Genomic DNA, 3,354 nt, shown 5'->3' with positions numbered 1-3,354 from the left:
GCAGCTATGAAAACCAGAAAGCATACTACACGGAAAAGATCATGGCAAATCCCAACTGGACGATGGCGGATATCTTCGCGGATGAGGGTATCACCGGTACCTCCGCCTGCAAGCGCAAGAATTTTCTTCGCATGATCCGGCAGTGCAGGAAGGGCAAGATCGACATGATTTTTGCCAAATCGGTATCCCGCTTCGCCCGCAAAACCGTGGACACTCTGAGTTATACCCGCGAGCTGCGCAGCATGGGCATCCCGGTCCTCTTCGAGGAGCAGAATATCAACTCCATCTACCCGGAGAGCGAATTCCTCATCACCATCCACGGCGCCTTCGCACAGTCCGAAAGCGAAGGGATATCCTCCCGCGTCAAATGGGGCAAGCATCAGGCGATGCGGACGGGAAAGGCAAACATCCAGTATAAGACCCTGCTGGGGTACGAAAAAGGACCTGACGGAGAGATGGTGGTCAACGCAGAGCAGGCGGAGACTGTTCGAAAGATTTACGAGCTGTACCTATCCGGTCAGACGCTGCGCAATATCAAGGAAACCTTGGAAACAGGCGGATTCAAGAATTTGGCAGGAACGACGGAATGGACAACCTCCAATCTGCGGACGATTCTCTCTGATGAAAAATACTGCGGTGACGTCCTGCTCCAGAAGACCTTCATTCGGGACTGTATCAGCAAAAAGGTTATCAAGAATACCGGGCAGCTTCCCATGTACCTGATTCAAAATCATCATGAAGCCATCATCCCGCGAGAACGGTTCGATGCGGTTCAGATTGAATTGGCGCGTCGCCGGGCCCAGACCGGCGGCACGAAAAAGAGCGCCCCCACAGGTATGAGCCGCTACAGCGGCAAGTACGCGCTCAGTGGTCTGCTGTTCTGCGGCGAGTGTGGCACAGCATACCGCAGAGTGGTGTGGACGCAGCACGGTGAGAAACGTGCCGTATGGCGCTGCAGCAGCCGATTGGATTATGGCAAGAAATACTGCAAAGAATCTCCAACGCTGGACGAATCGCCGCTCCAGCAGGCGGTGCTGGCAGCCATCAATGCCTCCATGTCGGGGCGCAAGGTGCTGGCGGACCAGCTTGTGGATGCGATGGAGCAGGAATTGGCTCCGGTCCCCGGTGAGAGCATGAGCCTTGGAGACATTGAGCGAGCGGTCACAGAGTTGGGCAAACAATTCGATACGCTTCTGGCAGAGGCGGCAAATGGTGACGCGGACGAATACGCCGAGCGTTTCCGTGCCATCTCCACCACGATGGAAGAACTGAAGCGCCGAAAAACAGCTATCCTTAGTATCCGACAGGAAGAGGAGCAGATCAGCCGTCGTATCCATGCGGCAGCCTCGGCAATGGCCGCGGCGACTGTGGGAATCACAGAATGGGATGACGGTGTGGTCTATCAGATGCTGGAAAAGGTCACGGTTCTGGCGGGCAACCGCATTAAGGTTACCTTCCGCAATGGCGTAGAAATCGAACAGACCGTAGACCAACCTAAGAGGAGGAAATTCGCATGATCTATGTGACCGGAGATACCCACGGAAACTTCCGGCGCTTCCAGCCGGAATACTTCCCGGAGCAAGCTGGGATGACGAAGAACGATGTGGTCATCATCGCAGGAGACTTCGGCGGCGTGTGGTTTGGCGACAGCCGCGACGATGAAACGCTGGACTGGCTGGAACGTCTGCCCTTCACGCTTGCCTTCGTCTGCGGCAACCATGAAAACTATGACGCGCTGGAACGATATCCGGTGGACGATTGGCACGGTGGCAAGGTACACCGTATTCGTCCTCATGTGCTGCACCTGACGCGCGGCCAGATCTTCGAGCTGGAGGGCTGCCGCTTCTTCACCATGGGCGGCGCAAAAAGCCACGACATCGAGGATGGGATTCTGGAGCCGGATACCTCGGATTTTGAGCGAAGGCTCACGATGCTCCAGCGCAAACCAAGAGCGAGATACCGCATCAACCACATCTCGTGGTGGGCGCAGGAGCTGCCCTCCGATGAGGAATATGCCGAGGCGCGGCGAAACCTCGACGCGGTCAGCTGGGCGGTGGACTACATCATCACCCACTGCGCGCCCACCAGCATCGCCCTCGCGGGGAGCCGCCACAACGAGGCGGACCGGCTTACGGACTTCCTGCAGGAGGTGCAGGAAAGAGCAAAATACCACTACTGGCTGTTCGGCCACTATCATGACAACAAAGCCGTTAACGAAAAGCACATCCTGCTGTGGGAGCAGATCGTGCGAGTCATCTGAAGCAGGTCAAAGCAGAGAAGAACACGGTGAAGCCGCCGTGCTTTTCTCTGCTTTGAGCGTTGATCAGGCGCATCGCGTCGGAAAGGAGAAAGCCCATGAATATCCGCAAGCCAACAGACTACACCGCCATGTTTGCCGCACTGGACGCGCTCATGGCAGCGCAGCTCCCGCAGATGGAATTGTACCGCGAGATCGGCCGGCTGGTCAGCCGCAGGAGCGAAAAAGGCGCGGCTGTCGCAGCGTCGGAATACCTGCAAGCGGCCTATCCCACAGCCGAGGGCTTTTCTCCCCGCAATGTGCGCCGTATGCGCGTGTTTTACGCAGCCTACGAGGAATCCCCTGAAATCATACGGCTGGCGATGAGCCTCGGCTGGACGCGGAATGTGGCGATTTTGGAGGGATGCGGCAGCAACGAGGAACGGTCCTGGTACATCCGAGCCGTCCTGTGTTTCGGATGGAAGAAAGGCAAACTACTGGAAGCCATAGAATCTCAGGCGTGGCTGCATTCTTCTCTCGACGCGCAGGCAATTTCCTGCTATACTGAGGAAAAAGAAATATCTCAGGAGAGCGAGTGCGATGACGAAAATACTTTTTGTGTGCCTGGGCAATATCTGCCGCAGCCCCATGGCCGAGTTCGTGATGAAGGATTTGGTGAAGAAGGCAGGGCTTGCCTCACAATTCCATATCGAATCGGCGGCCACCAGCCGGGAGGAGATCGGCAACCCGGTCTATCCTCCGGTACGGCGCAAGCTGGCGGAGCACGGGATCTCCTGCGACTGCCACGCGGCGCGGCAGCTCACGAATCAGGACTACGACAAGTACGATCTGCTGATTGGCATGGACAGCGCCAACCTGCGGAATATGCATCGCATCTGCGGCGGCGACTTTGCTGGCAAGCTGCGCCTCCTGATGGACTATACCGACCACCCCCGCGATGTTGCCGACCCGTGGTACACGGGCGATTTTGAGGCAACCTGGCAGGATGTGTTGGCGGGATGCCAAGGACTTCTGAGAGAATTATTGCAGGAGCGGGGTGAACAGAATGGATAACGAGCTTCAAGCGAACTATACAACAGAGCAAACCTATCATTCAA

3 protein-coding genes and 2 pseudogenes are annotated in these 3,354 nt (G+C 56.7%); all 5 read left to right on the top strand.

The window, feature by feature from the left end; genetic code table 11:
* Positions 1–41 precede the first annotated feature (41 nt).
* Positions 42–341 (top strand): annotated as a pseudogene (locus tag H8Z83_RS20455) (recombinase family protein); the annotation flags it as partial.
* A gap of 114 nt (positions 342–455) precedes the next feature.
* Positions 456–1,517: a recombinase family protein gene (locus tag H8Z83_RS18820; protein ID WP_436231657.1), complete on the top strand. Its 1,062-nt coding sequence runs from the start codon at positions 456–458 to the stop codon at positions 1,515–1,517.
* Positions 1,514–2,260, top strand: a complete 747-nt coding sequence (locus H8Z83_RS18815; protein ID WP_187016431.1) for a metallophosphoesterase family protein — start codon at positions 1,514–1,516, stop codon at positions 2,258–2,260. Before H8Z83_RS18820 ends, H8Z83_RS18815 begins: the two co-directional genes overlap by 4 nt.
* Positions 2,261–2,355: 95 nt before the next feature.
* Positions 2,356–2,748, top strand: a pseudogene (locus tag H8Z83_RS20335) (DUF1016 N-terminal domain-containing protein); the annotation flags it as partial.
* An 88-nt stretch (positions 2,749–2,836) separates the two neighbouring features.
* On the top strand, positions 2,837–3,310 hold the full coding sequence (locus H8Z83_RS18805) for a low molecular weight protein-tyrosine-phosphatase (RefSeq protein WP_187016430.1): 474 nt from the start codon (positions 2,837–2,839) through the stop codon (positions 3,308–3,310).
* The last annotated feature ends 44 nt before the right edge of the window (positions 3,311–3,354 follow it).

It is taken from the genome of Dysosmobacter segnis, from assembly GCF_014297285.1.
Taxonomy (GTDB): Bacteria; Bacillota; Clostridia; order Oscillospirales; family Oscillospiraceae; genus Oscillibacter; species Oscillibacter segnis.
This window is presented reverse-complemented; position numbering and strand designations above follow the sequence as displayed.